Source organism: Pseudomonas sp. Sample_14 (assembly GCF_004307515.1).
GTDB lineage: Bacteria > Pseudomonadota > Gammaproteobacteria > Pseudomonadales > Pseudomonadaceae > Aquipseudomonas > Aquipseudomonas atacamensis.
The window spans coordinates 116505-142710 of record NZ_RCOC01000037.1 but is presented as its reverse complement, the minus strand read 5'-3'; the positions used below and the strand labels follow the sequence as shown (position 1 = coordinate 142710).

Here is a 26206-nt window from a genome sequence, read left to right as displayed (position 1 = left end):
TCTTTTTCCGGCAGGAGCGGTTTCATGATTGCGGGCAGTATGGTGGCACTGGTCACTCCCATGGATGCACAAGGGCGTCTTGACTGGGACAGCCTCAGCAAACTCGTGGACTTCCACCTCAAGAACGGCACCCATGCCATCGTCGCCGTCGGTACAACCGGCGAGTCGGCCACCCTTGATGTAGAAGAGCACATCGCCGTCATCAAAGCCGTGGTCAAACAGGTTGCCGGGCGCATTCCGGTCATCGCCGGCACCGGCGCCAATTCGACCCGCGAAGCCGTCGAGCTGACTCGCAACGCCAAGGCCGCCGGCGCCGATGCCTGCCTGCTGGTGGTTCCTTATTACAACAAGCCGACCCAGGAAGGCCTGTACCAGCACTTCAAGCACATCGCTGAAGCGGTCGACATTCCGCAGATTCTCTACAACGTTCCCGGCCGCACCTCCTGCGACATGCAGGCCGAGACGGTGATTCGCCTTTCCACCGTGCCGAACATCATCGGCATCAAGGAAGCCACCGGCGACCTCAAGCGCGCCAAAGCGATCATCGATGGCGTGAGCAAGGATTTCATCGTCCTGTCCGGCGATGATCCGACCGCTGTCGAGCTGATCCTGCTGGGCGGCAAAGGCAACATCTCGGTCACCGCCAACGTCGCCCCGCGCGAAATGGCTGACCTGTGCGAGGCCGCGCTCAAGGGCGACGCCGATACCGCACGCGCAATCAACGAAAAACTGATGCCGCTGCACAAGGACCTGTTCATCGAAGCCAACCCGATTCCGGTGAAGTGGGCTTTGGTCGAAATGGGCCTGATGCACGAAGGCATCCGCCTGCCACTGACCTGGCTGAGCACCCCTTGTCATGAAACGCTGCGCTCGGCCCTGCGCCAGTGCAACGTCCTGGTTTAATTGAGGAAGTACAACGCATGAAGCGAATGGCCGGACTTTCCGCACTTGCCTTGATTATCTCCAGCACCAGTGGCTGCGGATGGGTCTGGGGGCCGGAAGGTTATTTCCGCGACCGTGGAAGCGATTACCTGCAAGCGCAACAGACTGCACCGATGCAATTGCCACCGGATGTGAGCACTGCCAAACGTCTCGATCCGCTGTTGCCGATCCCGCGCAACGTGGCCGATGACACCGCGACGGGCGAATACGTCGTGCCGCGTCCTCAGCCGCTTTCGGCGGTTGCCGATGCCACGGATTACTCGCTGCAGAAGAGCGGTGATTCGCGTTGGGTCGTGGCCCAGCACCCGCCGGCCGAAGTCTGGCCAGTGGCGCTGCAGTTCTTCCAGGACAACGGTTTCCGTCTGGATGAACAGCGTCCGCAGACCGGTGAGTTCACCACCACCTGGCAGCACTCCGACGAGTTGTCCGCGTCGATGGCCAAGCGCCTGAGTGCGGCCGGTATCGCCAGCGACAGCGAAACCCGCGTGCGTGTGCGCATCGAGCCGGGTGTGCAGCGCAACACCAGTGAGATCTACGTGGTCAGCGCCGAGCGTCCTGCCGGCAGCACGGCCGACGTGGCTTTCACCAACCGTTCGGTCAACACTGGCCTGGACGCTGCGCTGGTCGACGACATGCTCGCGAGCATGAGCCGCACCTCCGAGAAGGGCGGTTCGGTGTCGATGCTGGCCTCGCGTGATTTCGATGCGCCGAGCCGTGTCAGCCTGAACGAAGACGGCAGCGGCAACCCGGTGTTGAACGTCGGTACCGATCTGGACCGCGCCTGGTCGAGCGTCGGCCGTGCGCTGGAACAGGGCGAATGGCGCGTTGAAGACATCAACCGCAGCCTGGGTCTGTACTACATCAACCTGGCCGAAAAAGCCGAGAAGAAAGACGACAAGCCTGGCTTCTTCAGCAGCCTGTTCGGCAGTGCGCCGAGCAAGGAAGAGGTCGAAGCCCGCGCCGAGCGTTATCAGGTTCGCCTGAGCAAGGTGGGCGAGAACATCCAGGTTACCGTCGAAAAGAACATCAACACCGTCGCGCCGGCCGATGTCGCGCGTAAAGTGTTGAGCGTGATTCAGGACAACCTGGGCTGATCCGATATGCGTTTTGCCGTTCTCGGCAGCGGTAGCCAAGGGAACGGCACGCTGATCGCCAGTGCTGATACGTACGTGCTGGTGGATTGTGGTTTTTCCCTGCGGGAAACCGAAAGACGTCTGTTGCGCCTGGGTGTTCACCCGGCGCAACTGAGCGCGATACTCGTGACCCACGAACATGCCGACCACGTGCATGGCGTGGGTTTGCTGTCTCGGCGCTACAATCTGCCGGTCTACCTCAGTCGCGGCACGCTGCGCGGGATGCGCAAACCGCTTGAACCGGCAGGCTTTCTGGCCGGCGGCGAGCAACTGCAGATCGGCGCACTGAATGTCGGGGTCATTGCCGTGGCCCATGACGCGCAGGAGCCGACCCAGTATGTCTTCAGCGATCAGGAACAGCGGCGCTTCGGCCTGCTGACCGACCTGGGGTCGTTCTGCGAGCGGGTGCTGGATGGCTATCGGGATCTCGATGCGTTGATGATCGAGTCCAACCATTGCCGCGACATGCTGGCCCGTGGTCACTACCCGTACTTTCTCAAGCAACGGGTGGGCGGCGAACGCGGACATCTGAACAACCATCAGGCGGCATTCCTGGTGGCCGAGTTGGGCTGGCAGGGTTTGCAACACCTGGTGCTGGCCCATCTGAGCAGCAAGAACAACCTGCCGCAGCTGGCCCGGCAATGTTTTGTCGACACCCTCGGGTGCGACCCGGACTGGCTGCAACTGGCCGATCAAGATTCAGGGCTCGACTGGCGCCACATCGCCTAGCCCACCTACTTAGCAAGCGGAGCCCATCATGGAAAAACGTGAAGAACTCTACCGCGGCAAAGCCAAATCGGTTTACAAGACCGACGACGCTGACCGCTTGATCCTGCTGTTTCGCAACGACACTTCGGCGTTCGACGGCAAGCGCATCGAACAGCTTGATCGCAAAGGTATGGTGAACAACAAGTTCAACGCCTTCATCATGCAGAAACTCGAAGCGGCCGGCGTGCCGACCCAGTTCGACAAACTGCTGGGCGACAACGAATGCCTGGTGAAGAAGCTCGACATGATCCCGGTGGAATGCGTCGTGCGTAACTACGCCGCCGGCAGCCTGGTCAAGCGTCTGGGCGTCGAAGAGGGCATGAAGCTCAACCCGTACACCTTCGAACTGTTCTTGAAGGACGACGCCAAGGGCGACCCGTTCATCAACGAATCCCACGTCGTGGCGTTCGGTTGGGGCACCGCCGAGCAACTGGCGCGCATGAAGGAACTGTCGCTCAAGGTCAACGAAGTCCTGAGCAAACTGTTCGACGACGCCGGCCTGCTGCTGGTCGACTTCAAGCTTGAATTCGGCGTGTTCAGCGACGGTTCCATCGTCCTCGGCGACGAGTTCAGCCCGGACGGCTGCCGTCTGTGGGACAAGGACACCAAGAAGAAGATGGACAAGGACCGCTTCCGCCAAGGCCTCGGTGACGTCATCGAAGCCTACGAAGAAGTCGCCGCTCGTCTGGGCGTACCGCTTTAATCGACGCAAGCATCTGATAGCACGGAAAAAATTTCGTTTGGGGGGTTCGCAACCAACGAAAGTGTTGTTATGATGCGCGCCGTTGGAGAGATGCCAGAGTGGCCGAATGGGACGGATTCGAAATCCGTTGTACCTTCACCGGTACCTAGGGTTCGAATCCCTATCTCTCCGCCATACATTGAAAAGCCCCGTAGACTCAGGTCGCGGGGCTTTTTGCTTTCTGGGATTCTACGTAGCGTTTCTACGTAAAATACTTGTCTCTACAGCCCCCTCAGGGCGCTCCTGTGGCTCGCTTCCTTCGGCTCGCAGTCATTGTTCTGCCTGAGCGTTCTCATTGCGCCTGTAGCGCTCTAGGGCATCACTTCACCAGCGTGACGGATCGACGTGGGAGCAACCGCTCGTGCCGACCAAGCCGGATTGACAGTTCGTACATAAGAGCGACATCCCATGGTTGCCGACGCCCTTTTGGTGACGAACGGCTATTGACATTTGTAGAATTACCATTGACAAAAACGCCTTTTGGGTGTATACTTAGCACATACAGGTACAGAAACGCGGCAGGAAGCCACACAGTCGGTTGTAGATATTTCATTAGCTGGCACAGAAATTGCTTGACTTTTTAAATGTTCCGTGCGACAATAGTGTAGGGTAGAAGCTCAAACGTCTGTCCGGGCTTCATCACTCCGCCACCCTCCAGTTTCAACCAGAATTCCAGAACATATACCGGGCCAGCGCCGAGCTGAGTTCGGTTTCGTCATTTCCGAATCACCCACACCGATCCAAGCATGAACTTGTCGAGCGGTGCGGATGTAGACCATGGGTTCATTGCACCCACCTCAGCCGCTGACAGGGCCGGCTTGGTCGAAACTCTGTAAGGTGGGTTTAGGTCACTCGCCGCACCGTCAGTCCTACGGTCAGCTACTCGACGGCATGGACAACTAATTTCAAACCAAACTGCCGGTGAACTTGCTCGCTCCTAAACTTGGGAGTTCTCCGCATAGACAGACCTTGTGAATCTGTCGTGTTGCCGCCTACAGCAGCAGCCGTGATCCCGGCATAGGCACTAATATTGAATGGTGTTGCATTTGTGGCCAGAGCCTAAAAATTCTGGCCATTTTTTCGTGCCTCGTTATCTGCGTCACAACCTAAAACCAAAAAACTAAGTTCAAGGAGCCACTATGGCATCAAGAGTCACCTATCAGCCTTGTGCTGTGTGCAGTACCAAGTTTCCTGTAAGGCCCCAAGCACCCCATGCGAAGTTCTGTTCCGGTAAATGCCGGATGCAGTTTCATCGCCAAGAGAAGCAAAACACAAAACAACAATCTCAAACCCAAGAGGTAACACCAATGGCGACACAAACACCAATGCAATTTGTATTTTCCGAAACGGAGTACCGATCACGCTGCGAAAATGAAATTGCGTTCTATAAGTCACGAATCGAGAAGCCATATGAGGGTATCGTCGGGGCTATCATCGAATCTTCACCGAGCAATCTAACATTGCGACAGTCTCTCGATTACTACCATCAAATGCTTTCTGCTGGTTACACGCCGCTTGAAGAGATGTCGGCTCTCCCAACAGCAACACTATTTGATAGTCCGCTGGGTTCATTCGTCACCATTTACCTGATGAAGCCTGATGCCCAGCAGGAAAGTGATTGTGTGAAGATTCGTCAGCAGGTTAAGGCTCAATATGAGGCCGAACTTGAAGCAGCGTTGAATGCTGAAATTGATCGTCAAGTGGCGTTGTCACTTGCCAAAGATGAGCGTGACCGCCTACAGGCCGAACAACAACAACGCTTGAACCGTGAACAAGAAGTTCGTGATGAACTCGCCGCTTCCCGTGCAAAGCTCCGAGATCAACTCATTGAATCCGGCAAATTGAACGCCGATGGAAGTGCAGCATGACAATTGATGCAACTACCCGAATCTTGCTTGAGAAATATGATCCAACTAACAAGGCCCTACAAGCTCCTGTAAGCGCTTCTAATGTTGAGTCGCTACATACACATAAGCAAGCCAATAAGGTGTCTCCTGTAAGCTCTCAGGAGGTCGTATATAAGTCTGCAAGTGGTCGTACTGGTGTGATTGCTGTTTTGATGGATTCAACCCAGTATGACGACGCTGATATCACCAAGGCTTGCGCTGAGTTTAACAGCCTACATCCCGAACAGATGAGTAACAGCTACCAACTACCTTGCACCTATGAAGGCATCCCAGCCGGAAGCTGGGTGTTTATCGAATACCCTGAGGAAACTAATGGATCAAACAAGTAACACCGCTACAAGGCTGAATAAAGCCTCCCACCAGTATCACGCAATCTTCACAGTACACCCTGCCGCAGCAATCTCTACACGAGATTTCATGTCACAGTTTGCCGACTACGCTAATCGTTGGCACGGCCACCCGGTCAAAGTTGTTTACAAGTGGACTCGCCACGAAAGTGGGGCGCTCTTCTACGCAATTAGCGGAACTCGCTCTGTCTTGAAAGCATTTGAGTCCTATCTTGAGCATCGCGAAGTTGCATTTCACATTGAGCATTACGGACATCGACACTCGGAATTCGAACGGGATGTCGCGCTACTGTTTCACCCAATTCATGGATACCACGGAAGGGGGAGCAGCCGATGAACACCGAGATCATTGCCAAGCTCGTTGGCCTTCTCCAGTTTCAAGTGGATGTCTCCGGCCTCCAGAGATTCGAGCGTGGCCTATCCCAAGCACGCCAGAAGATGATGGCTCTGTCTCGTGAGGCAGATGTACTGAGCAAGAAGCTTGGCACCAAGATGGGCATCAAGGTTGATAGCGCCGCTCAGGAAAAACTAGCCAAGACTGTAAGAGCCAACCTCGACAGAGAGTTGAAGCTTGAAAACGCTGTGCAGCGTACACGCCGCGCCACGTTCACCGCTGAGCTGGCAGGGCAGAAACTCATCAACCTTCGTCAGAAAGAAGGGGCTGCGATCCAGTCCCAGGCCCTACGCGACAAGATCGCTCAGGCCGTTCTAGATGCCAAATCAGCCAAGGCCGAAGGGGAGCGCTTGAAGGTGTCAGGTGCAGCTCTTAAGCAGGCTCAATCCGTTGAGCAGCACAAGGCCCGTCAAGCTCGCTGGGAAGCGCTCTTGGGTCAGCAGCAACAGAAGACCGCCATCTTGCAACAGAAGCAATTCCAAGCAATGACGGCCACCCAGAGAGCCGAGTTTGCATTGCAGCAGGCGAGAATTCGAGGCCATAGGGCAGCAGAGAAATTCGCTGCGTCACAAGAGGCTGCAAAGCTTCGCGCTCAGCGTCTCGATGTGAGCCACGCCCAGAAAGCCGAGCGCTTCCAATGGGCGCAAACAAGACAGGCAGCGTGGGCTGCTAAGCAGGCTGAGCCTAAGCCCTTTACAGGCTTTGGTGCAGGTATTGCCCTTGGTGGTGTTGCAGGTGGCGTTGCCGCTGTAGTGGCTGCGCTGGGTGCCCTCTCTGCACGACTGGACAAGCGTCAAGCCGACGCAAGCGAGAGCCAAACCTATCAGAATATCTTCGCTCAGGTGGGAGGTAAAAACCCAGCCAATGCGGAACGAGCTGAAAAGGCTTTCGCCGAAATGACCGAGAAATACGGCATGACCAACAACGCCCAGACAGCCGCCGATTTCCGTGTGTTCATGCTCAGTCAGCAGGCCAAAGGCATTGCAATGTCAAAGAGTCTTGCCACGTATGAAACGCAGCTTGCGGCGTTCCGGGCGGCTGGGATGACTAAGGCTCAGCAGGATCGCGCCGTGATTCAGTTGCAGCAGGTGCGGAGCTTGGGCAAAGCGGATACAGAGGACGTAAAAACCTTCACAGAATCGGCGCCCTTGATTCGATTGGCTATCACAGAGGCTTGGGGTCAGCGTACCGGGTACAAGGGCGACAACCTTGACGGTGCGTTCATGAAGTCGATTCCAAAGGGTGGTGTCACCTCGGCGGATTTCGAAGCTGGCTTCGCTCGTTTCGTATCACAGCAACAAGAAACGCTTGCTCGCCAGATGGTGAGTATCGACGCTCAGCAAACCCGTCTGGACAATGCCAAGTATTTGCAGCAACAGGAAATCAACGCTTCGCCTTTGCTGGTGAAATCCATCAGTGATCGTATCGCCGCCGAGGGTGAGCTTGTCACTGCACTCGCTCCGTTGAAGCAATCGTTAATGGATTTCGAAGCAGGTTTGATGCGTGCAAACACAAGCATAATCCGCTGGATGATTGGCCGCGATTCAGATGGCACTGTTGCAACCACTGCTATGTCGAAAGATGCAAATCCGACTCCCGGCTCAGTAGGTGCAGCGCTTGGCCCGAGATTGAAGCCAGCACCTCTAAATGCCCAAGGAGACTTGGAAGAGCGTGCTCAGCCCGGACTATTGAATGGTCTGCGTCGTCTTCTCACTGGAACAACCATTGAAGATGATCAAGCTAAAGCCAATGAGCATAGAGAACGTTGGGCGGGTGGACATATCAACCCAGTTCAACGCGAAAGTTTCGATGTATTCCGAATTGGCTCTCCAGATCTTGGCAAAGATCCAGAGAATCTTGCAGACGGAAAACTTCGTCAGTTTCGTTATCAACCTGTTACTGCTCAGGACGTGATGGAAGCAGCGCAACAACAACGCAAGCAAACGGCGTTGCCAAGTGACTGGATGTCGGCAGATGATCCAAATAATGGGCGAATCGTCAAACCCGCTGAAAGCAATATCGACCAAAGTCATACAGAGGTTAACGTCTCTGTAAATGTGGATGCTCGTGGTATGGATGCTGCCGAAATGAGACAGCTTTCGGCTGAGACCTTCCATGATGAATTCAATAAGGCGCTGAGAACGGCCCGAGCTTCACAGACCGAGGTTGAGTGATGAAAGGAATCATCCTTGCTATAGCGCTAGGCTTCTTAGTTCAGATCGTTATAGCGACGGGCCTAACGCTCTGGCTATTCAATCACAACAGCGATATGGCGTTGCAGTATGCCCAAATGGCAGAGCGTAACGCCAACGCTTACACCGATGAGGCACTACGTTTGCGATATAACCAACTTCAGCTGGAACGCTCGCAAGAGCGTGAAAGCCTTCATACATGGATTGATAAGCGGATCGACTTGAAGCTTTCTCAACTTCCCAAGGGGCATAAGCAATGAAATATTATGAGATCGTCAACCAATCAGACTATAGGGCCGCTTGCGGCCTTTATGTCGCCGAGACTTACGGTGAGGCTGTAGTGCATCAGCTACCGGCCGTGCTGGATACGCTTTGGTCTTCACTGCTGGCAGGTGCGACTGAGGAACTCGCACAGCTCAATATTCTGAGTGATCACCGCCTACCAGTTCCAGAAAAGAAGTAACACCCTCCTATGTATCTGAGTGATTCCTCGGTACATCGCTACAGGTCAAGTAATTCAAGGGCTGTAACCCTTTTTCCTGTCACACCACCGTGTGCGTGAGCACACATTTCTATCCCATTTCACAGGAGACAACTGTATGGCATTGCCATTCGAATTCAAATCATCAGGGGCGGCGTTAACCGCTGCCATGACCCTGATCGGAACAACACGTAAGAAATTTGTAATCAAACAGATCATCAATCCATTTGGTCAGCTCCGCTGGATCGTCACACATCCAGACGGAAACCCGGCAATCCCATACGAGGTATTCACAGCATGAAGACTTTCATCTGTAGGCACTGCCAAACCCAGTTTTCTAATTCAAAGGTTCAAGTCTTTTGCAGCGGACGTTGCAGACATGAATTCACCCTAATCAATCCAAAACCAACACACCCTGCTGACCATGACGGAGCACTACATGCAACAAGACACATCGAACAAGACTAATAAGGCCGAGCGCCGTCCACGTTGTAAACACTGCGCTAAGCAGTTCCGCACAACCAGTATCAAAGCCATCTACTGCACACGTCAGTGCAAACAAAACGCCGCCACAGCCAAGAAGCGCGTCAGATACGCTGAGAAAGCCAGAGACAGTGCCTTCTTCCAGACTCTGGCCTTTGAAGCTCAACGTGCCGGAACGCTGGAGGTCTTCACCGGCCTTGATGCTGAATCCCTCGCTGAGCTTTACCGTCTGTACGCTTTCAAGCTACGTGCAAACCGATTCGGCGAAGCCAAGGATTTCGAGCTGTCACACATTGCTCCGTCACAGGGTGAAAACACAGTCGGTCTCTACCATCCACGAAACCTGACAGTGGCACCCAAGGACATGAACAGATGTCACGGCACCCGTCACTTCGGCCACGGCGTGAGCATTGATCGCAACAAGCTCAACCCGCGTCACACCGTTGAGCGTGGGGAAACACAGAAGGCGATTGTGCAACGCATCATCAAGTTTGTTGGCCCTAACGTAGTTGCCCAAGCGTCGAAGCTTGCGGGTATGCAGCCATCCAAGCGCGTCACAGTGTTGACCTGGCTCCGTGCCCACCTTGACCCGAGTAACACCCAACACCACACATGGTTAACAAGCCTCGACACAATGACAACAAAGGCCCTGACAGCCCTTAAGGCCGGTATCGAGGGCAAGGAAGGATGTAATTTCAAATTCACCACACGTGCCTACACACAGTTTGAAGTGTTGTATCGCGAGCTTGAGCGCCATGCCCAGCACCGCCCTGAGCTGGCCCAAGTGGTGAAGGTGATCCATGTAGCAGCAGGGCACTTCTTTAGTAGCTGGTCAGCCGATGTCATTTGCTCTCGTTCAATCGATGAGCTGGTGGGGTGGGTGCCAGCCGACTTCATGTCACCACCCGAGCTACAGGCTCTGTTCGATGTGTTGCACGGGAAAGACGTAGATGCCATTCGCCCAGTGCTCGAAGTGTTCGCGGAGCGCCACAGCGGAGCTATAGAGCGTATCCCCACATACCAGCCAATCGTGTTCAAAGCTCAGCGCCCGGCTAAGGTTGGGGCAAAGGTGCACAGCCCTGTCAGCGTCGCTGCTGACGCTCGTTCATTCGCTGACTGTCTGGATGGGGAAGGGCAGGATGATGTTCCAATGCTTCTGCCGGTGTCAGAGCTGTATCAGATCGCTCCGCTTGCGAATCAGGTTGAGCCTCTCCCGTGGGACTGACGAGTAAGGGGCGGAACCCTCGATACACCCACTCAAATGCATGCAATATTCCGTATATAGCTAATCCCGCAAGCACACCGCCAAGGAAGATACCAATACCCAGCTGATTATTTCCTGCCTCTGGTACATGCGGCGATGTTTGAATCAGCTTGAAGGATACAAACAGCCCGGTGGCAATGGCTGCCGTCCACTTCAACAGCTCCCAGAGCCGTCGCCATCCTTCTGCATGCATCCTCTCTACTCCTAAAATAGTCTGTGATCAGTTACTGGCGTCGATGCCATCTCACGCCCATGGCTTACACGCGCTCTCCGGTAAGAGATACCATACCACTTTGATAGTGGCTCATTGGCATTGCTTCCTAGCGTCTATCCGGGGTAGGTTGTCTGGGTATCCCATCCCCCCTGAAAGGAAGCACGGAATGATTCACATAATGCTGTCGCTGGACTTGAAAAACGCTGATGAACAGCGCGACGATTTGTACAAGAAGTTGAGGGCGGTAAATTTCATAAAGGTGGATGGCGTCGATACGGTTTGGGTTCTTCCGATGAATGTGAGCAACACTCAGCAGAGAATTGATGAGTTAGCTGGCTCCATTCACGAAATACTAAGAAGTACAGTAGAGAAGCTAGACATCCAGAGGATTTCATACGTACTTCAAATGGGAAATACACCTCCAACTCGTATAGTGGTTGAGAAGGTTCGAGGAATTTACAAGGTTAATGAGTTCGACCCGGCTGTAAATGCCGCCTGACTCAGTGCTTCCATTGGCCGAGTCTGAAACCTCGGCCATATCTCAAAACAACCGGGGCGAATCCCCACTAAAACCCTGTGTGCAGTTGTGTCTGTCAGGAATATTGCATTGATAGAGCAAAGCTATGAGGCAGTATTTACGCGGGGTCTGGTGAAAGTGGGTCAAGCTCGATCCGGTGAGAACGCTTCAATCCGAGGTTTCTACGCCAAAACGGTAGTTTTGAGCCGGAATCACCGATTAGTGCAAATCGGCAACATTGACAGGCGCTGAGCTGATGCCTTCACTAGATCCTCCAGTCATGAGAGCAGGGGTGTGGATATGGACGTATTTAGTGGTGATGAATACATAGCGCTGGCCTTACGCCTACACCGTGGGCTTCCTGATATTCGAAGCGATGACGTGCCGCTTTTCGAGCGTTTCATCGCTAATGGCTGGGCGACTGGTGAACCAAATGACATAAGAGGTCAGCGCACCTACTCCAACGCGATGTTGCTTCCTGCGTGCTACGCGGCGTTGAACCTGACACCGGAGATGTTGGTGTCAACAAACGACCGTTAAGCGATACCGTCTATCCGATAGCTATCCCGGTATCATCAAATACGGGTTTACAGATTGTTGATACCATTGCATGATGATCCCTCCATTGTTGATACCCCACGAACGGCGTGGGGGAATACCTAGGAGGTGAGTAAATGAGTCGTCTATTCGGATACGGTCGTGTCAGTACAACAGAGCAGAACACCGACAACCAACTGGTGGCGCTCACCTCCAAGGGTTTCGATATCAAGCCCACCCGCTGGTTCTCTGAACAAATCAGTGGCGGCGTACCAGCCCTCCAACGTCCACAGTTCAGCAAGATGGCCGAACGCATGGAAACGGGGGACACGTTGGTGGTGCTGAAACTGGATCGCCTAGGCCGTGACGTGCAAGACGTTCTCGCCACAGTAGAGAAACTGGCAAAGGATGGTATCCATGTCCGTAGTCTTGACCTCGATGGTGTAGACCTCACCAGTGCAGCCGGGAAGCTACAGCTAACAGTTCTCGCAGCAGTTGCAGCCTTTGAGCGTGATCGAATCAAGGAGCGCACCAAAGAGGGCCTCGCAAGGTCGAGCAAGAAGGGTGGTCGTCCAGTGGCTACCGACACCACGGAAGCAGTGCAGAAGCTCAAGGCTAAAGGCATGACACAGGCTCAGGCAGCAGCCGAACTCAAGGTGAGCTTGCCCACCATCAAGAGACATTGGAACAAGGTTTGAATTAGACCCTGTACACCCACATCAGCCCGCCTTGAGCGGGCTTTGTTGTCTTTGTAGTGCATCCATCTTCGCTGAGGTTGCACGCCTCTGACAGCGTCTGAGAGCGCTACAGGGCGACTGTCTTTATTTTGAATTCATCACGCTATACCCCTCGCTCAGACGTGGTCTGCTCAACACTTCTGAGAGAACTCAGGGCTACAGCTTATTTTTCCACCCCTGCACAGAGACGCCCCCCGCCCTTTGCAAAGTCTGAAAACGGCGGGGGATGTTCAACCTACTTTTTGTCGGTTATGGCATTGATAGGCCGAATCTGGAATTGCTTTGTGTATTTGGGGGATTTGAAAAGGCGACCTTTTCTGACTGCTGTTTCTATGAGTTCATCCATCGCCTCTTCGAGACCCTCCTCTTTATAAGCAATCGATTCTTGATTTGAGTGAATTCCGACGTCGCCGCTAATGGTTTTGCATGGCACGGATGGGTGTTTAATTTCTTCTAAATATTGGTAGAAGGCATCCTTAGCAATCACTAGGCCAAATCGGCGCCACGCGTATTTGCGTCCCCAGTAGTATCCATCTTTGGCCTTGTGTCTCACTCGATCATCATTTTTGCCCTTGTTCTCGGCGAGTTTGTCTAAAGAAAATTGCTTGGCCGCTGAGTAGCTAAGGTATTTGTTTACGGTATCTGCTTTGCCCAAGCATGATGGGTCTATAACTCTTCTGCCAGCCGCGTCCTCCATGTATCCGATATTATAACGCTCACCATTTACTAATTCGATAGCACTGCTATTTGTCTCGAATTGGTACAGCGTCTCAGTAGTAGAGGGTTTGAACTGATGAAGAAATTTACCGCTTGGTTGTTCCGTGATCGTATAGTCTCTGACTATCAGGTCGTGGATTGTGTATAGGTTTCTTGATTTCATGATGCCTTCCATGTCAGTGGGGATTGCGACATTATCCTTTATTTTGGCATAGTGCCACCACGTTCTGGTTATACTTAAGTCTGAGAGACTGCCCGAGCATTTTTTTGCTGGGAATGCAAATTTTTTCTTGATAGTAGTTATCGTTTCGAAGGGGGCACGATGGGTGACACGGATTCGCCAGATTTCAATAAAGCACGAGGATTTTTGATCGGGTATTCATTGGTAGTTCTGCTGTTGTGGTTCTTTGGTGCAGATCTAAGTCAGTTTAAATTAATGGGTAATGAGATCTATCTCAAGGAGAATATCCGTCACGCGTGGTTCGTTATTGCGTTAATTAATGTTTATCTGTTTTTCCGGTTTTACCAGAGGCTTCCAGCAGGGGCGCTGCGTTTTGATAAGCATATGCATAATACTTTGGATAGGGTGTTAATTAATGTTTGCAGGTTTGCATACAAAGGTAGTGCTTTCAAGTATGCGGCTTCGCTTGCAGAGGAAGATGAGGACGGAAAACTTGTCGGGCTGAAGATGTATGGATATCTTACATACAGAGATGATTTGGAGCGGGAAGGGGGGCGAGATGAATTTAGCCCAACTGGCCCTTGGGATTACTCATACCCGAATCGAGTAAAAATAACATTCGGGCTTAGTGCTGAATTTGTCAAAGACGGTATGAATATAAAGTCTTCGGGGGGAAGAAGCTACGATGTAACTCCGAACAGAATTTTGTACATGGTTGCTATCGTTTACGCTTTTCTAAAAGGAGCAATGGGGCTGGCATGGTTTACTGATAATGTCTGGCCGCTTTTATTTGGAAGTCTCAGCACTGGGGTGGCAATGTACAAATGGTGGCAAATTCATCATGTGTTTCGTCACGCTTATCTAAGTGGATTCAATCAGGTGCTGTTGCCGTTATGATATTTTATATCTTTTTTTAGATAGTTAGTGGGCTTTGGTAGCCAGATTGAGTGGGCCTAACATTTGATCAATTGGTACGGCAGGCAGCTTAGCGACGGCGTCGAACTTCTGTTTCGGTGACGATCCATTCGAATATACGTCGAACGTCACCGTTCCGGTTTCATGACCTACAAGCTCCTTGATCAACCTGTCAGGTATGTCCGCCCGTACCAGTTGAGTAATTACCGTCGCCCTTATGCTGTGGAACACGCGGTTACGATCAAAGCCCAAGGTGGTTTTCAGCCTACCAAACGCCTTACTCAATGCGTCCGACCGAATCGAGTATTTGTTATTGCTGCCGGTGGGCACCAGATAGCCATCCGTAGATGATTCGCTGAGTCGATCCACCAGCGCCGTTAGGTTGGGATGCACTGGCACCTGTCGAATCCCCGCAACGGTCTTCGAATCCACGATATCGAACATCCTCACCCCGTCCACGGTAATCAGATGTTCCTTGCGGAGCTGGCACAGTTCCTCAATGCGAGCGCCGGTATACCCACCCAGTAGGATCAAGTCTGCCAGTGTGTCGAGACCTTGTTTCTTCGCTGCTGAATACAGGGTGCCGACTTCCTCAACGGTGAAAGCCTTCCGTTTCGCGTCAAGCTTGGCCTTGCCTTTGAGTGTAGGTAGCGTGTGTTTATCGAACGGGTTCACATGCCCTTTGAAGGTCTGTCGCCACTGTGGCTCATGCGTCATTGCCCATCGCCAGAATTGGCTACCAGCGAGCAGATATTGCTGCTTGGTTTTCGAGCTGAGTTTCATGCCCTGTAGCCATGCACTCACCGAATCAAAGTCGAGCTTGGTGCCAGTCGTTTGCAGATGCTCCGACAGATTCAACAGCTTCGACTCCTGCTGATTCACCGTCTTGAGGGCGACATGGTGCTCAAGCCTGTAGGTGCGGAATGAGGCTAACCGTGCCTTCGTAATCGGCGAGCGAGCCTTGTAGCTGGCCGGATCTTTCACCAATGTTTCCAGTTCTTGGCGCTGCTGAGCGGTGAGCTTGTAATCAGTGCCGAGACGCTTTTGCAGCATGCCTTTGAGCCCTCGATTCAGTTCGTCCTGAATCTGTACTCGCCCGCCGATTCCATCCTTTAGGTGGTCGCCCACGAGCAGGCGCACTGCTTCCATGAACCGAGGGCTGCTCATCAGCTTCGCTTTCAGGGCTGGATCAACATCAGGCAGTGGTGGGGCGGTCTCACCGACAAGCGCTCGTTTCTGCCCTTGGGTGATGGCATCCAAATCTTCAAGGGTTTGCACTATGTCTTCTTGCCAGCCATCTCCCAGTAGCTTGCCTTCACGTATGGCTTTTATCTGGCTCTTCCAAGCGTGCAGGATGGGCAGACGACGGAACATTGCCTCCTCTCGCGAGCCAGTTTTCAGCGACAGGGACAGGATACGACGACCGCCGAAAGCCTCTCGCACGTCCTTGGGTATATCCATTCTGACGTGGTAGGTGCCGCCTTGAAGTTCGAGATTGTTGGCCTTGGGCATGGTCAGTAGCTCCGATGATTCTACGTAAAGAGTCTACGTAAAATCGCCGGGAAAGCCAGTAAATACGGCACCTGCTGGGCTTGGCGGCTACGTATGGTGAGTCCCTATCTCTCCGCCATTATTGAACAAGACGAAGCCCCCGTAATCATTGCTGATTACGGGGGCTTTTTCGTTTCTGGCGTTTTGTTCGTTGCGCTTTTCGGGTACAACCTGCCGACTGCATAAAAGGAACAGCTCGATGAGTGAAGTTCAGCCGTTGGTGGGTGATGACGACGTTAGGCCGCAGGCCGTGAGTCTGCGCGAGGCGTTCTGGTTCTGGTTGAAGCTGGGCTTTATCAGTTTCGGCGGGCCGGCCGGGCAGATTTCGATAATGCACCAGGAGTTGGTCGAGCGGCGGCGCTGGATTTCCGAGCGGCGTTTTCTGCATGCCTTGAACTATTGCATGTTGCTGCCCGGGCCTGAGGCGCAGCAGTTGGCGACTTACATTGGCTGGCTGATGCATCGGAGCTGGGGCGGGATTGTGGCCGGGGCGTTGTTCGTGTTGCCGTCGCTGTTCATCCTGATTTTCCTGTCGTGGCTCTATATCGCCTTCGGTGAAGTGCCGGTGGTGGCGGGGCTGTTTTACGGGATCAAGCCTGCGGTGACGGCCATTGTCGTGCAAGCGGCGCATCGCATCGGTTCGCGGGCGCTGAAGAACAATTGGCTGTGGGCGATCGCGGCGGCGTCGTTTACGGCGATTTTTGCGTTCAATGTGCCGTTCCCGTTGATCGTGCTGGGTGCTGCGGTGATTGGCTATTTCGGCGGTCGACTGGCGCCGGAGAAATTCAGGGCCGGCGGGCATAGCGCAGCGAAGAAGTCTTTCGGCGCGGCGTTGATCGACGACGACACGCCAACCCCGGCCCATGCCCGTTTCAGCTGGACGAAACTGGCCACGCTCGCCGTGATTGGCGCCGCGCTTTGGGCGTTGCCGATGGGGGTATTGACCGCGCTATTCGGCTGGCAGGGCACGTTGACGCAAATGAGCTGGTTTTTCACCAAAGCAGCGCTGCTCACCTTCGGTGGAGCTTATGCGGTGCTGCCCTATGTCTATCAAGGTGCGGTCGGTCACTACGGCTGGCTGACCCCGACGCAGATGATCGACGGCTTGGCGCTGGGCGAAACCACACCGGGGCCGCTGATCATGGTGGTGGCGTTTGTCGGTTTTATCGGGGCTTATGTGTCGCAGGTGTTTGGCGCCGATCAGGTGTTTCTCGCCGGAGCGGTCGCTGCCGCACTGGTGACGTGGTTCACCTTTCTGCCTTCCTTCCTGTTCATCCTCGCCGGCGGCCCGCTGGTGGAGTCGACGCACGACGAACTCAAATTCACCGCCCCACTGACCGCGATCACCGCTGCGGTGGTTGGGGTGATTCTCAATCTGGCGTGTTTCTTCGGCTACCACGTGCTCTGGCCGCAAGGCTTCAGCGGCAGCCTGGATTGGCCCTCGGCGTTGATCGCCATTGCGGCGGCCATTGCGCTGTTTCGCTTCAAGCGCGGAGTGATTCAGGTGTTGCTGGGCTGTGCGTTGGTTGGGTTGGTGGTGCATTTGCTGCGTTAGTGATCGCGGCGCCGGAAATCGAATCGCGCGCTGGAGACTCGATTCCGGCCATAAGTTCCGGTCATTCCAGTGCGAATATCCCCAGCGGTATAGCCCCGTTTCGCTTGTTCGCGCGGTTCAAACCATTTGTCCTGTCGCCGCAAATTTTTTGAAATTTCCGCAACGACAATGCTTCACAAAAGGGTAGGCAAACTTTTACCCAGAACTTGCCACGCTTACCCGACTGAGGAGATTTGTCATGTTTCTACATAACAAGCGACTTCAATACACCGTTCGTGTCGCCGAGCCCAATCCGGGGCTGGCCAATCTGTTGCTCGAGCAGTTTGGCGGCGCACAAGGTGAACTGGCGGCGGCTTCGCGCTATTTCACTCAAGCCCTGGCCGAGGACGATCCGGGACGCAAAGACCTGCTGATGGATATTGCCACTGAAGAACTCAGCCATTTGGAAATCATTGGCTCGATCATCGTCATGCTCAACAAGGGCGCGAAAGGCCGGATGGCCGAAGGCGTCGAGCAGGAGGGCGAGCTGTATCGCTCGCTCAATGGCAACGGCAATGACTCGCACATCACCAGCCTCCTCTACGGTGCCGGTTCGCCGCTGACCAACTCTGCCGGTGTGCCCTGGACGGCGGCGTACGTCGATACCATCGGTGAGCCGACCGCCGACATGCGCTCCAATATTGCTGCTGAAGCACGGGCGAAGATCGTCTATGAGCGCTTGATGAACGTGACCGATGACCCCGGCGTGAAAGAGGCTCTGGGCTTTCTGATGACCCGTGAGATCGCCCACCAGTTGTCGTTCGAAAAAGCCCTGCATTCGATTCAGCCAAACTTCCCGCAAGGCAAGCTGCCCGGCATGCCTGAGTTCACCAACGTCTACTTCAACATGTCGCAAGGCACCGAAAGCATGCGCGGCCCGTGGAATCAGGGCGACGATTGGGAGTTCGTCGAAACCCCGACGCCAGCGGTCGACGGCGGCGATGGCTTGGCCACCGTGCAACTGGACAGCGCCGACGAAGCGCTGCTGGAAAACATGAAGATGCGCACCATGTCCGACCCCAACAGCGAGCCGGTCACCGGTGCGGATCTGGGCTCCGGCGCGCAGGCCAAGCCTGGTTTGTAAGGCACGTGGGGCGCGCCGGACATCGAGCGGCGCGCCCCGGTTGATCACTGTGAAATCATCAAGAAGAGGACTCGACAATGGCTACTCCACAGGAAAACCTGCTCGACTGGCTGCGTGATGCCCATGCCATGGAGCAACAGGCCGAGCAAATGCTCAAGGCACAATCCAAGCGTCTGGAACATTACCCGCAGCTCAAGGCGCGCATCGATCAGCACATCGAAGAAACCCTCGGCCAGCAGAAACTCATCGACGAATGCCTGCAACGTCTGGGCGGTGAATCCTCGACGATGAAAGACCTGGGCGGCAAATTGATGGCGTTCGGTCAGGCTGTCGGCGGCTCCTTGATGAGCGATGAAGTGATCAAGGGCGCCATGGCCGGCTACGTTTTCGAGAACATGGAGGTCGCCAGCTATACCGTGCTGATCGCAGCGGCGAAAGCGGCGGGGGACACGCAGACGCAGAAGGCCTGCGAACAGATTCTGCCGCAGGAAGTGGCCATGGCTGAATGGCTGCTCAAGCATTTGCCGCAACTGACCGACGCGTTTCTCGAACGCTCGGCGGATCCGGACAAAGAAGCCAAGAAGTAACCATGCCCACCGGCGTCCGCCTGCCAGACGGGCGGACGCGCTATCAAATTACGGCGCGACCTGCAGCGGCTTGCGCTCGATCTCCACCGGTTGCAAATGACCTAGCCGGTCCAAGTGATAGCGCTGCAGATCCCGCGCCAGAATCAGTTGGCCGTCATACAGCGCCGCCGCTTCACTGCGCACATCTTCGATCGACGGACTCACCGCCGGGTTGGCCTGATAGCGTGCGCTGAAGTGCGTCAGCACCAGATTGCGCACCCCGGCGGATTCGGCGAAACCGGCGACAGCGGCGGCGCTACTGTGGCCGTAACTGGCACGAGCACGGTCGATTGCTGCCTGCACGAATGTCGCTTCATGCACCAGCACATCCGCCGATTGCGCCACTTCTGCCAGCAGTGCCGGCCGATCGTTGTCGCCGCAGACGATGATGCGCCGATCAGGTCGCGCGCTCAGCATATAGTCGCGAGCGTGCAGCATCCGCCCGCCAACCTCCACGTCCTGCCCATGGGCCAACTGACCCCAGAGCGGGCCGCGTTCGATGCCTTCAGCGTCGAGTCGCTGCACGTCGAGACGCGGTTCCGGATCGGACTCGGTAAATACATAACCGTGACACGGCACACGATGCGACAACTCGACGGTCTGCACCTGGACGTTGAGGTTGCGCCATTCGGTAAGCGTTTCCACAGCGTGCAGGTTGATCTCGAAGGGCAGATGCGATTGCGTCACCTCAAGGCTCATTCTCAGCCATGGCTGCAGCGCCGCCGGCAGAATAATGTCCAGCGGCCGCGTGCGTCCGGACATGCCGGTGCTCGCCAGCAGACCCGGCAAGCCCAGGCAGTGATCGGCGTGCACATGAGTGATGAAAATCGCCCGCAATTCACTCAGTGACAGCGGCGTGTGCAGCACTTGGTGCTGGGTGCCTTCACCGCAATCGATCAGGTACCAGCCCTTGCCGGCAGAGGCGATCAATGCTGTTGCGCTGACGTTGCGCTGGCGGGTCGGCACGCCGGCAGACGTGCCCAGAAACAACAAATCCACGGTGGTTCTCCCTGGCGGATCGGATTTCAGATCTTGCGTGCAGTTCTCGGTGAGCTTTCGACAATCAGCGAGGCGATTCGGATCCATCGAAGTACCGGGGCGATTCATCGGACACCCGCCGTTGCGGTGTCCGGCCTTGGCACTTCGCTCGCTGATGATGGTCACAGCGAAACGGAGTCACTTAGCGGAGGTCAACTTGCCCAGAAAATCCAGGCCGATCGTCGACCGCGCCGATGCGGCGACCCTTTCGCAAGAACGCAAAGATGTGTTTTTCGCGGCGGTGCAGGTCAGCCGTATGGCCATGATTGTCACCGATCCAGCGCAGCCCGACGATCCCATCATTTTTGCCAACAATGCGTTTCTTGAACTCAGCGGCTACGAGCTGGAAGAAGTGCTCGGGCGCAACTGCAGGTTTCTGCAAGGCGAGCAGACTGATCGTTCCGTCTTGCAGCAGGTCAAGCAAGCGCTCAAACATCAACACGAAACCTGCGTGGAGGTACTCAACTATCGCAAGGATGGCTCGTCGTTCTGGAACGAGCTGTTTATCGCGCCACTATTCAACGAGCGCGGGCAACTGGTGTATTTCTTCGCCTCGCAAATGGACGTCAGCCGCCGACGCGACGCCGAGGACGGCCTGCGCTACAGCGAGAACATGGAAGCGCTGGGCCAGTTGACCGGTGGCATCGCCCACGATTTCAACAATCTGTTGCAAGTGATGATCGGCTACATCGAGCTGATCCAACACACCGCCAAGCGGCCGAGCATTGATCCGCAACGCATCGTAGTCGGCGCCGGCCACGCTCGCGCGGCGGCGGAAAAAGCACGTTTGCTGACCCAGCATCTGCTGGCATTCTCCCGCCGACAACGGCTTGAGGGGCGGGTGATCAATCTTAATGCCTTGCTTGAGCGCTCTCCGTTGCCGACGCATGAATCCGCCGATCTGGAACCGCGATTCGAACTGGCCGAGGATTTGTGGAACTGCCGGCTCGACCCGGCGCAGGCCGAGATGGCACTGAATCATCTGCTGTCCAATGCCCGCGATGCGTTGGGGCAGCAGCAACAGCCGGTGATCACCGTGCAGACCCGCAACGTCGTTGTCCCGGACGCGACCGATCCGCACCAGGGCGGACTGGCGGCGGGGCGTTACGTCTGCATCGCGATCGCCGATAACGGCGTGGGCATTGCCGCTGACGATCTCGACAAGGTCATGGAACCGTTCTACACCACGAAAGAGGAAGGTAGCGGCGCTGGCCTCGGGCTATCGATGGTCTACGGCTTCGTCAAGCAATCCGGCGGTGTGGTCAAAATCGAATCGACACCGGGGCTCGGCACCACGGTGCGCCTGTTCTTCCCGGCGGATGACAGTCAGCTATCGGCACCTGGCTCCGCTGAAACCGCAGAAAATCTCAAGGGCACGGAGCGCATTCTGATCGTCGAGGACCGTCCGGAAGTCGCTGAACTGGCGCGTCTGGTCCTGTCCGAACACGGTTACCGCACAGCCATTGCTGCAGACGCGAGCGAGGCGCTGGCGATGTTGCAGAGTAGCGAATTTGAGCTGGTCTTCACCGATCTGGTCATGCCCGGTGAGATGAACGGGCTGGCACTGGCGCGGGAAATCAGCCAGCGCTATCCGGCCATGAAGATCCTGCTGACGACCGGCTACTGCGCGGACGAGTCGGCGCCCAATGAGCTGGCTGACAATGAGTTCGAATTGATCGCCAAGCCCTACGCGCCGGTGGATCTGCTGCGCAAGCTGCGCTCGATGCTCGGCTGAAAAAACGAACTGTCAGTGAACGTTCGGCGTCCATCCTTAAGACCACATTGAGCAACCAGTGAGGGGACGATCCCCGAGGAGATGTTTGCTATGAGTGATTATCCGATGGACGAAACCGATTCCGATCACCGCAACCGCCAGTTCGGTCAGGCGCTGGGGCTGGATGCTGACGAGGTGGAGTCGTGGGTCAGTGCAATCGAAGAGGACGGCAGCGGCATGGGCTACGTCGTGCATTTTTCCAGCGAGACGCCGGTGGACGTACTGGCCAAGGTGCAAGGGCTGGGCGATGACCTGATGATCAATATCGGGCCGATCGACTGAGCATCAGGGAGAACGGTTCATGCAGGAGCAACCTTTGGTGGTGATAAGCGGCGCCAGTGCTGGCGTGGGGCGCGCGGTGGCTCATCGATTTGCCGCTGGGGGCTACCGCATCGGCCTGTTGGCGCGTGATCCGGCGGGGCTGGCCGCCACGCAAGCAGAGCTGCAAGCGTATGGCGTTCAGGTTGAAACGGTTAGCGTCGATGTCGCCGATGCGCTCGCCGTGCAAGAGGCCGCGCAGCAACTGGAAGCCACGCTTGGGCCGCTGGCGGTGTGGGTCAACGCGGCGATGGTCACGGTGCTCTCGCCGATAGAACAATTGTCCGCCGCCGAGATCGAGCGCGTCACTCAGGTGACCTATCTCGGTACGGTTCATGGCACCTTGGTGGCGCTGTCGTTGATGCGTGCGCGCAACAAGGGCCTGATCATCCAGGTCGGCTCGGCACTGGCCTATCGCGCGATTCCGTTGCAGGCCGCCTATTGCGGGGCGAAGTTCGCTGTGCGCGGTTTTACTGATTCATTGCGCTGTGAGTTGCTGCATGAGCGCAGCCATATTCGCGTGTGCATGGTGCAATTGCCGGCGATCAATACCCCGCAGTTCGATTGGGCACGCAACAAATTGCCCAAGCGTCCCCAACCGGTGCCACCGATTCACGACCCCGATGTGGCAGCACGGGCAATTTTCAGTGTGGTAAAGCGTCCGCCGCGAGAGTTGTGGCTGGGGTGGTCGACGATCAAAGCGATTGTCGGCCAGTCGGTCATTCCCGGTCTGCTCGACCGTTTGATGGCGCGAAGTGCATGGTCCGGTCAGCAGACCAATGAGCCTGAAGACAACGAGCACCCGGACAACCTGTTCGAAGCGCAGCCGGATCGGCATCAGACCCGTGGCCGCTTTATCGGCCGCTCAAAGGACGCGGCGCTGGCCTTGACTTCGACTCAAGTGCTGGCGGTATCGGCAGTAATTGCCGTACTGGTGGCCGTGGTTCTATTACAGCTTTGATTGTTCCCCGTTAGTCAGGGGTTGACGGATTTCAGTGCGCCAGCGGAGGGCTTGAGTTTTTCCTGCAGGTCGCGGGCAGTTTTTGCCTGTTTCTCGATGTCCGGCAATGCGGATTGGGCGAAAGCCTTGAGCTGCGGATTTTGTGATGACATCGCTTCTTTCTTGAACAGCATCAGCTTTTGCTCAAGGGTTTCGGCCTGGCTGTCGATGTAAATGCGGTCGAACGAGTCATCCCTTGATTCAAGGCGTAGCTGCTTGGCTTTGGATGCCACCGAGGGTTCGGCGGGAACCACCATATGCTGGCTTTGCCCCAGCTGCCTGATTTGTTTATCGAAACGCTCATGGTCGGAGATCATTTGTCTGGCGAACGCTTTGACTTCGGGCAAGGTTGCCTTTTCCAAGGCGATGCGCGAACTGTTGTGCTGGAACAGGCTTTGCTGTGCCGCCTCTTCGATGAAGGCGTCGATAGTGTCTGCATGGCCTGGCTGGACGCTCATAGCCAAGACCGCAAGGCAGATCGCGGCGAGTGATTTCATGGCGCGTAACCTCCGCAGCATCGATGGATGGTGGCGGCCCGGGATCGGCTCATGGCTGCTGATAGTGGCCGGGGACGTTGTCGCCTTCGTCGGGCCTGGTGCGTTTCTGCACCTGGACGTCGCTCAGTGAAGCGGTCTTCAATTCGGCGAAAGCGGTCTTGACCAGGGTTTCAGCGAGACCCGGATCAAGGGTGTCGCCATCGTGGATCAGCGTGCGGCTTTGCGGCTGGTTGTCGACGATGAAACTGACGAGGTAGCGGTGCTCATGGGACATGGCTGAAATCCTTGGGTGCATGGCAGCAAAAATTGCAGTACATGCACCTTTGATGAACACCGCTGACAAGCATTCAAATAAACCCTTTGAAGGGCGACAGACGGTGCCGCTTTGCAGATGAACGGGACGTCGCTCAAATTTCCTTGATCGGCGTCTCGCCCTGTACGGCTTTGATCAGATTGATCACATGCAGGCAATCAGCCTTGTTCACATACGATTCGCCACTGGCCACGGTCTCGTGGTTACGCGCACGCAGCCGCCAGCGCCATTGGCCTTTGCCAGTGCTCGGGGTGCCTCGGGTTTGTCGGTAGATTTCGAAATACATGGGGTTCGCTCCCTGCGATGGATGTGCGCGCCAACCTGTGTGGCGCATCGACGCAAGCCTAGCGCAGCGGGTTTTTTTGGCTATCGGGGATTTGTTTCCAATCGTTCGCGAATGTTTCTGCAAAAGCCGCTGCATAAACGTTTATGGACGGCATCCCCAACGCCTTTCTACACTGCCGCTATTCCGGGAGCAGGGGCAATGGATGAACCGCAATGAACTACGCAAGGCCGACATCAACCTGATGGTGGTGTTCGAGACCCTGATGCTCGAACGCAACGTGACCCGCGCGGCGGAGAAGCTGTTCCTCGGCCAGCCGACCATCAGTTCGGCACTCAACCGTTTGCGCACGATGCTCAATGATCCGCTGTTCATCCGCGTCGGCCATCGCATGGAACCGACGGCCCGCGCCGAAGACATTTACCGCCATCTCAAACCGGCACTGGATTCACTGTCGGCGGCGCTGAGCCTGACCCGCGATTTCGATCCCGCCACCAGCACCATGACCTTTCGCATCGGCCTGTCCGACGACGTCGAATTCGGCCTGCTGCCGCCGCTGTTGCGCGCGCTGCGCCAGGAAGCACCGAGCGTGGTGTTCGTGGTGCAGCATGTCGATTACTGGCGCATTCCCGACCTGTTGGCCGCCGGTGATATCACCGTCGGCATCAGCCAGACCCGCGGCCTGCCGGCCAACGCCAAACGCAAACTGCTGCGGCACATCCAGCCGAGCATCCTGCGTGCCGATGCCTCTGATACGCCGCTGACCCTCGACGAATATTGCGCTCGCCCGCATGTGCTGGTGTCGCACACGGCCAATGTCAGTGGCTACGCCGATGAGTGGCTGGCGGAGCTGGGCCGCACGCGGCAGGTGGTGTTGTCGGTGCCGCAATACAGCGCACTGCCGGCGTTGCTGGCCGGCACCGACCTGATCGCCAGCCTGCCGGATTACACCGCAGCGGCGATGGCGGCGTCCGGGGCGCTGTTCCAGGAACCGTTTCCGTTCAAGACGCCGACACTGGACCTGTCGATGGTCTGGCTCAGCCACGTCGACAGCGACCCTGCCGAACGCTGGCTGCGCTCGCGGCTCGAAGCGTTCATGAGTGAACGGGCGCTGATTCCGTCCTGACAAGCACCACACAACCCTGTGGGAGCGAGCCTGCTCGCGAAGCCGTTCGGCAGGCGCGGATGTGCGAACTGAAAGGACGCTTTCGCGAGCAGGCTCGCTCCCACAAATGACGCTGTGTGATTGTGGTATATGTACGCCCCCGCATCCGCCGACTGGAGATCCGCAATGCCACACCTGCACATGGAATACACCGCCAACCTGACGCAGTTGAACGCTGACATCGCCCTGATTCGGCTCAACAACACGCTGGTCGGTTCCGGTCAGTTCGGCGCGGAGTTCGATATCAAGAGCCGCGCGATCAAGATCGACAACTTCAAGGTCGGCACGGCGCAGGGCGAGCGCGCCTTCGTCCATGTGAAACTGGCCTTGCTCAGCGGGCGCTCGGCGGAGATCAAGAAGCAGCTCTCGCAAAGCCTGCTGGCGGTGTTGCAGGAACTCTGCGAATGGCCGGCTGGGCTCGAAGTGCAACTGTGTGTCGAACTGCTCGACATCGATCGCGAGTCCTACAGCAAAGCCGCGATCGGCGTCTGA

General features: G+C 56.0%; 29 protein-coding genes and 1 tRNA gene. 24 read left to right on the top strand and 6 right to left on the bottom strand.

What is annotated here, in order from left to right; translation table 11 throughout:
- Positions 1 to 24 precede the first annotated feature (24 nt).
- The 15 genes from dapA (at position 25) to D8U61_RS08460 (ending at position 12619) form a co-directional block, all read left to right on the top strand.
- Entirely contained in the window at positions 25 to 903 is an 879-nt protein-coding gene (dapA, locus tag D8U61_RS08530; protein ID WP_016771265.1) for a 4-hydroxy-tetrahydrodipicolinate synthase, read from the top strand.
- A 17-nt stretch (positions 904 to 920) separates the two neighbouring features.
- Positions 921 to 2036 (top strand): outer membrane protein assembly factor BamC, encoded by a 1116-nt coding sequence (gene bamC, locus D8U61_RS08525; RefSeq protein WP_016771264.1) that lies wholly within the window; start codon positions 921 to 923, stop codon positions 2034 to 2036.
- Between the two features lie 6 nt (positions 2037 to 2042).
- Positions 2043 to 2804, top strand: a complete 762-nt coding sequence (locus tag D8U61_RS08520) for an MBL fold metallo-hydrolase (RefSeq protein ID WP_024012002.1) — start codon at positions 2043 to 2045, stop codon at positions 2802 to 2804.
- 28 nt (positions 2805 to 2832) lie between these two features.
- The gene (gene purC, locus D8U61_RS08515) at positions 2833 to 3546 is read left to right on the top strand and encodes a phosphoribosylaminoimidazolesuccinocarboxamide synthase (protein ID WP_016771262.1); all 714 of its coding nucleotides are present in this window, start codon (positions 2833 to 2835) and stop codon (positions 3544 to 3546) included.
- Between the two features lie 84 nt (positions 3547 to 3630).
- A tRNA-Ser gene (locus D8U61_RS08510) sits at positions 3631 to 3720 on the top strand.
- A 1106-nt stretch (positions 3721 to 4826) separates the two neighbouring features.
- Positions 4827 to 5453, top strand: a complete 627-nt coding sequence (locus tag D8U61_RS08505; protein WP_130926759.1) for a hypothetical protein — start codon at positions 4827 to 4829, stop codon at positions 5451 to 5453.
- A complete protein-coding gene (locus D8U61_RS08500) occupies positions 5450 to 5821 on the top strand; it encodes a hypothetical protein (protein WP_130926758.1) in 372 nt (123 codons plus the stop codon). Before D8U61_RS08505 ends, D8U61_RS08500 begins: the two co-directional genes overlap by 4 nt.
- Before the next feature lie 351 nt (positions 5822 to 6172).
- Positions 6173 to 8407, top strand: coding sequence for a tape measure protein (locus D8U61_RS08495; protein ID WP_130926757.1), 2235 nt, complete (start codon positions 6173 to 6175; stop codon positions 8405 to 8407).
- Positions 8407 to 8685, top strand: coding sequence for a hypothetical protein (locus tag D8U61_RS08490; protein ID WP_130926756.1), 279 nt, complete (start codon positions 8407 to 8409; stop codon positions 8683 to 8685). Before D8U61_RS08495 ends, D8U61_RS08490 begins: the two co-directional genes overlap by 1 nt.
- On the top strand, positions 8682 to 8888 hold the full coding sequence (locus D8U61_RS08485) for a hypothetical protein (protein WP_130926755.1): 207 nt from the start codon (positions 8682 to 8684) through the stop codon (positions 8886 to 8888). Before D8U61_RS08490 ends, D8U61_RS08485 begins: the two co-directional genes overlap by 4 nt.
- A 136-nt stretch (positions 8889 to 9024) precedes the next feature.
- Complete coding sequence (locus D8U61_RS08480) at positions 9025 to 9207, top strand: hypothetical protein (protein ID WP_130926754.1); 183 nt, start codon at positions 9025 to 9027, stop codon at positions 9205 to 9207.
- Positions 9208 to 9345: 138 nt separating this feature from the next.
- On the top strand, positions 9346 to 10614 hold the full coding sequence (locus D8U61_RS08475) for a hypothetical protein (RefSeq protein WP_130926753.1): 1269 nt from the start codon (positions 9346 to 9348) through the stop codon (positions 10612 to 10614).
- A gap of 419 nt (positions 10615 to 11033) precedes the next feature.
- Complete coding sequence (locus D8U61_RS08470; RefSeq protein WP_130926752.1) at positions 11034 to 11366, top strand: hypothetical protein; 333 nt, start codon at positions 11034 to 11036, stop codon at positions 11364 to 11366.
- 312 nt (positions 11367 to 11678) lie between these two features.
- Positions 11679 to 11924 (top strand): hypothetical protein, encoded by a 246-nt coding sequence (locus D8U61_RS08465; protein ID WP_130926751.1) that lies wholly within the window; start codon positions 11679 to 11681, stop codon positions 11922 to 11924.
- Positions 11925 to 12058: 134 nt separating this feature from the next.
- The gene (locus D8U61_RS08460; protein ID WP_130926750.1) at positions 12059 to 12619 is read left to right on the top strand and encodes a recombinase family protein; all 561 of its coding nucleotides are present in this window, start codon (positions 12059 to 12061) and stop codon (positions 12617 to 12619) included.
- Positions 12620 to 12893: 274 nt separating this feature from the next.
- Here D8U61_RS08460 and D8U61_RS08455 read toward each other — a convergent pair whose 3' ends face one another.
- Positions 12894 to 13538: a hypothetical protein gene (locus D8U61_RS08455; protein ID WP_123596287.1), complete on the bottom strand. Its 645-nt coding sequence runs from the start codon at positions 13536 to 13538 to the stop codon at positions 12894 to 12896.
- 159 nt (positions 13539 to 13697) lie between these two features.
- Between D8U61_RS08455 and D8U61_RS08450 the strand changes: the two genes are divergently transcribed.
- A complete protein-coding gene (locus D8U61_RS08450; protein WP_130926749.1) occupies positions 13698 to 14453 on the top strand; it encodes a hypothetical protein in 756 nt (251 codons plus the stop codon).
- Between the two features lie 24 nt (positions 14454 to 14477).
- On the opposite strand, the gene D8U61_RS08445 is transcribed toward D8U61_RS08450, so the two are convergent.
- Complete coding sequence (locus tag D8U61_RS08445; protein WP_130926748.1) at positions 14478 to 15983, bottom strand: site-specific integrase; 1506 nt, start codon at positions 15981 to 15983, stop codon at positions 14478 to 14480.
- A 238-nt stretch (positions 15984 to 16221) separates the two neighbouring features.
- Between D8U61_RS08445 and chrA the strand changes: the two genes are divergently transcribed.
- The 3 genes from chrA (at position 16222) to D8U61_RS08430 (ending at position 19287) form a co-directional block, all read left to right on the top strand.
- Positions 16222 to 17577 (top strand): chromate efflux transporter, encoded by a 1356-nt coding sequence (chrA, locus tag D8U61_RS08440; protein ID WP_130926747.1) that lies wholly within the window; start codon positions 16222 to 16224, stop codon positions 17575 to 17577.
- A 238-nt stretch (positions 17578 to 17815) separates the two neighbouring features.
- The gene (locus D8U61_RS08435; RefSeq protein ID WP_125925300.1) at positions 17816 to 18700 is read left to right on the top strand and encodes a manganese catalase family protein; all 885 of its coding nucleotides are present in this window, start codon (positions 17816 to 17818) and stop codon (positions 18698 to 18700) included.
- Between the two features lie 77 nt (positions 18701 to 18777).
- Positions 18778 to 19287: a DUF892 family protein gene (locus tag D8U61_RS08430; RefSeq protein ID WP_024012005.1), complete on the top strand. Its 510-nt coding sequence runs from the start codon at positions 18778 to 18780 to the stop codon at positions 19285 to 19287.
- Positions 19288 to 19335: 48 nt separating this feature from the next.
- Here D8U61_RS08430 and D8U61_RS08425 read toward each other — a convergent pair whose 3' ends face one another.
- On the bottom strand, positions 19336 to 20325 hold the full coding sequence (locus D8U61_RS08425; RefSeq protein WP_130926746.1) for a ribonuclease Z: 990 nt from the start codon (positions 20323 to 20325) through the stop codon (positions 19336 to 19338).
- A 196-nt stretch (positions 20326 to 20521) separates the two neighbouring features.
- Here D8U61_RS08425 and D8U61_RS08420 point away from each other — a divergent pair, with 196 nt between their 5' ends.
- From D8U61_RS08420 to D8U61_RS08410, 3 genes are all read left to right on the top strand, one after another.
- A complete protein-coding gene (locus D8U61_RS08420) occupies positions 20522 to 22099 on the top strand; it encodes a histidine kinase famiy protein (RefSeq protein ID WP_241663607.1) in 1578 nt (525 codons plus the stop codon).
- A 90-nt stretch (positions 22100 to 22189) separates the two neighbouring features.
- Positions 22190 to 22420, top strand: a complete 231-nt coding sequence (locus D8U61_RS08415; protein ID WP_071174678.1) for a hypothetical protein — start codon at positions 22190 to 22192, stop codon at positions 22418 to 22420.
- Positions 22421 to 22439: 19 nt separating this feature from the next.
- Positions 22440 to 23417: an SDR family oxidoreductase gene (locus tag D8U61_RS08410; protein ID WP_130926745.1), complete on the top strand. Its 978-nt coding sequence runs from the start codon at positions 22440 to 22442 to the stop codon at positions 23415 to 23417.
- Positions 23418 to 23431: 14 nt separating this feature from the next.
- On the opposite strand, the gene D8U61_RS08405 is transcribed toward D8U61_RS08410, so the two are convergent.
- From D8U61_RS08405 to D8U61_RS08395, 3 genes are all read right to left on the bottom strand, one after another.
- Positions 23432 to 23953 (bottom strand): DUF4142 domain-containing protein, encoded by a 522-nt coding sequence (locus tag D8U61_RS08405; protein ID WP_177433318.1) that lies wholly within the window; start codon positions 23951 to 23953, stop codon positions 23432 to 23434.
- A gap of 49 nt (positions 23954 to 24002) precedes the next feature.
- Positions 24003 to 24227, bottom strand: coding sequence for a hypothetical protein (locus D8U61_RS08400; RefSeq protein ID WP_122752025.1), 225 nt, complete (start codon positions 24225 to 24227; stop codon positions 24003 to 24005).
- Positions 24228 to 24360: 133 nt separating this feature from the next.
- A complete protein-coding gene (locus tag D8U61_RS08395) occupies positions 24361 to 24552 on the bottom strand; it encodes a DUF1508 domain-containing protein (protein ID WP_016771242.1) in 192 nt (63 codons plus the stop codon).
- 202 nt (positions 24553 to 24754) lie between these two features.
- On the opposite strand from D8U61_RS08395, the gene D8U61_RS08390 reads away from it, so the two are divergent.
- Complete coding sequence (locus tag D8U61_RS08390; RefSeq protein WP_130926744.1) at positions 24755 to 25675, top strand: LysR substrate-binding domain-containing protein; 921 nt, start codon at positions 24755 to 24757, stop codon at positions 25673 to 25675.
- A gap of 165 nt (positions 25676 to 25840) precedes the next feature.
- Positions 25841 to 26206, top strand: coding sequence for a 5-carboxymethyl-2-hydroxymuconate Delta-isomerase (locus D8U61_RS08385; RefSeq protein WP_016771238.1), 366 nt, complete (start codon positions 25841 to 25843; stop codon positions 26204 to 26206).